General features: G+C 50.7%; 3 protein-coding genes. All 3 read right to left on the bottom strand.

Annotated features, from left to right (window positions below):
- Positions 1–157: 157 nt before the first annotated feature.
- The 3 genes from VGM55_RS24780 to VGM55_RS24770 all read right to left on the bottom strand — a co-directional run bounded on the left by VGM55_RS24780 (position 158) and on the right by VGM55_RS24770 (position 2,519).
- Positions 158–973: a hypothetical protein gene (locus VGM55_RS24780; RefSeq protein ID WP_331637041.1), complete on the bottom strand. Its 816-nt coding sequence runs from the start codon at positions 971–973 to the stop codon at positions 158–160.
- 104 nt (positions 974–1,077) lie between these two features.
- Positions 1,078–1,908, bottom strand: coding sequence for a hypothetical protein (locus VGM55_RS24775; protein WP_331637040.1), 831 nt, complete (start codon positions 1,906–1,908; stop codon positions 1,078–1,080).
- 92 nt (positions 1,909–2,000) lie between these two features.
- A complete protein-coding gene (locus VGM55_RS24770) occupies positions 2,001–2,519 on the bottom strand; it encodes a fimbrial protein (protein ID WP_331637039.1) in 519 nt (172 codons plus the stop codon).
- Position 2,520 lies beyond the last annotated feature (1 nt).

Below are 2,520 nucleotides of genomic sequence, written 5' to 3'. Positions count from 1 at the left end.
GGTATTTTATGTATTGATGACATATACCCTGGAAATAACCAGCCAATGCAAATAATAGCGCCGCTCATTTTTTATATAGGGCACTCTGTTGGCAGACGCATATAATAAGTCACACCGCCCCTTGTCCGCGCCGCGGTATTTGGCCGGCAACACAGACTCAGAGAATATTCAGAATCGCCACCGCCGTACCGTTAAAGCTGCCGGCCCCCACTTCGCCTGAGGTAATCAAGGTCGATTTAAAGGTCACGTTACTGCCTGATGCGCCCGGTACGGACAGCGTAGCGCCTGCGGCACCCTCAATGCCATTTACCGTCAGCCGGGACTGCAGGCCTGAGCTTAACGGCACGGTACTGCTCCCCCCCAGGGCGACCACCGCCTTGATATTGACCGTCGCCGTGCGGGTGCAACTGACGTACGCCGTGCTGGTCGCCGTATGGCCATTGACGCTGCCGCTATCCTGAACGCCGTGGCGCAGATAAATGTCACCGCTCAGCGAGCAACTTAGCGGCGGTGGCGGCGGCTCCGTCGGCGGTGGGGTCATGGTGCCCTGGCAGCTGTTTCCTACGCCATAGGTGAGGTTTGAAGCAAAAATATACAGGACAAAACAGTAGTTATTGCCCGGCGACCAGTCTTTAACCACGCCGCTTTTCGGCAATGCCGCCAGCGACCAGGTCTGAAGAATATCTTGAGGACTCTGTGACCCTCTTAAATTGACCGTGTCATTAAACAATGGTGGCTGATACGGGTTATCCCCCAGAAAGAATTTTACGAAGCACTGGTTACCAGAGAGTATGCCGCCGCAGTTCGCCCGTTTCACGGCGTCATGGTCTCTGGCCTCGGTGATGGTATAGCGCAGATCGCTGCCGACAAGCTCCCAGTTGATATCGACATTTCCAGCCAGTGCATAATGCGGTAAACACAATGCCAGCCATACAGTGTGGCGCTTCACCCATCGTTTAAGGCAATAAAACATTAATTCTCCAGAAAAAATTATCTATAATTAACTTTGTTTATATAATTCATTAAACCTTTAGAAGGATTAGTTGCCAGACATATAAAAATAACGCCCTATCTATTTTAGAAAAAACTAGAAATAAGCGTCGCGCTACCCGTGATCACCCCGGAACCTGGCGTGCCTGTCGTGGTTAAAACCGAAGATATTTTCACGTCAATATTTCGAGAGTTGCCAACATAAACATTAGTACCACTTGCACCTAACTTGTCATTAATGAATAGTTGGGCGTAGGTATTGCCATCTGACAACCTGACTCTGCTACTGCTGTCAATCCCACTTATCTTTAAATTGATTGTCGCCGGATTTAAACATCGAATATTAGTATAGCGACTTGCACGATTCTGATCGATCGCATCTCTCGCTACAGTCCCGTACATCAGCGACACCGGGCCGTCAATGTAACAGGCGTTTGGATTTGGATTGGTGATAAAATAGTTGCATTGGCTCCCTGGCAACACCGCAACAACACCGGATCTCACGCCATATTTCATCCCAAAACAGATAGGGCTATTATTGTTAATTAACCAGGGGCCCGTCAGCGTAATCTCACTGCCTATGCCAAACCGGCGTTTATAAAGGCGGCCAACTTCCCCAGTAGTTCTCAGGCCTCTGGTTTCTGCAGGTTGTAGAACATTTCCCAACAGGATTTCGTGACCACTTTTAATTTCCGGATGAAAACCGACGGCGACCTCACACCCTGACGAGATACAGTTTGCAGGCATCGGCGTATGGGTTTCAATCCAGTCATGAATGATATATTTCAACGTTCCCGATGTCGCTGTACTCGTAAAACTCACCACTTCGATGCTGGTTTCACTTGCAGATACCTTAACGTTACCTGTTAAAATATAACAGATAAGAACAAATGGAATTGACGTAGATATTTTCAACATACTCCATCCTTCTTATTTATTATCAAATATCAATAACGCAGGTGTTCGCCATTACTTAATGCGGCAAACGTTGCGCCAACAAGACCCATAACTCACTGATACTCCAGCATAAACGTGGTGATAGCCGAAAATACGCCACGACCGATGCTTTTATTGGTGATAGCCGCCGGTTCCGCCTGTACATAAGCCTGCAGCGGCAGGTTGCTGTTACCGTTGATCAGCGGAAAGCCGGGGCCCGCTTTATTCAGCAGCACGGGCTTGCCGTCGGCGGTTTCGATACCGATCGCCACCCCAGAGGCCTGGCTGGCGCCGTCCAGCGCCAATAGCCCCGGCAACCCCTGGCTTTCTGTACCGCTAAAGCTGATTTTCACCGTATTACCCAGGCTGATATCGCAGTCCTGCAGGCGCAGTGTGAACGCTTTACTGTGGGTACGGCCATTCAGGTAGAGATACTTGTCAATCACCGTGCCAAACTCCAGCGCGACCGCCTCGTCGCCGGGGTGCAGCGTGCAGGGTTCCGCCACCAGCGCCCCGTGCAGCAACACATTCTCCGCCGCGCCGGCCGGCCACCAGACAGCCAGGCCAGTAACCAGTACTAGCGCCCGTCCTATC

Source organism: Cedecea sp. (assembly GCF_036500665.1).
GTDB lineage: Bacteria > Pseudomonadota > Gammaproteobacteria > Enterobacterales > Enterobacteriaceae > Cedecea.
Note: the sequence above shows the minus strand (reverse complement) of the source record. Positions and strands in the feature narration are given on the sequence as shown.

Coding starts and splice junctions, on each gene's coding strand:
- VGM55_RS24775 (WP_331637040.1), bottom strand. CDS start 1,908: ATGTTGAAAATATCTACGTCAATTCCATTTGTTCTTATCTGTTATATT.
- VGM55_RS24780 (WP_331637041.1), bottom strand. CDS start 973: ATGTTTTATTGCCTTAAACGATGGGTGAAGCGCCACACTGTATGGCTG.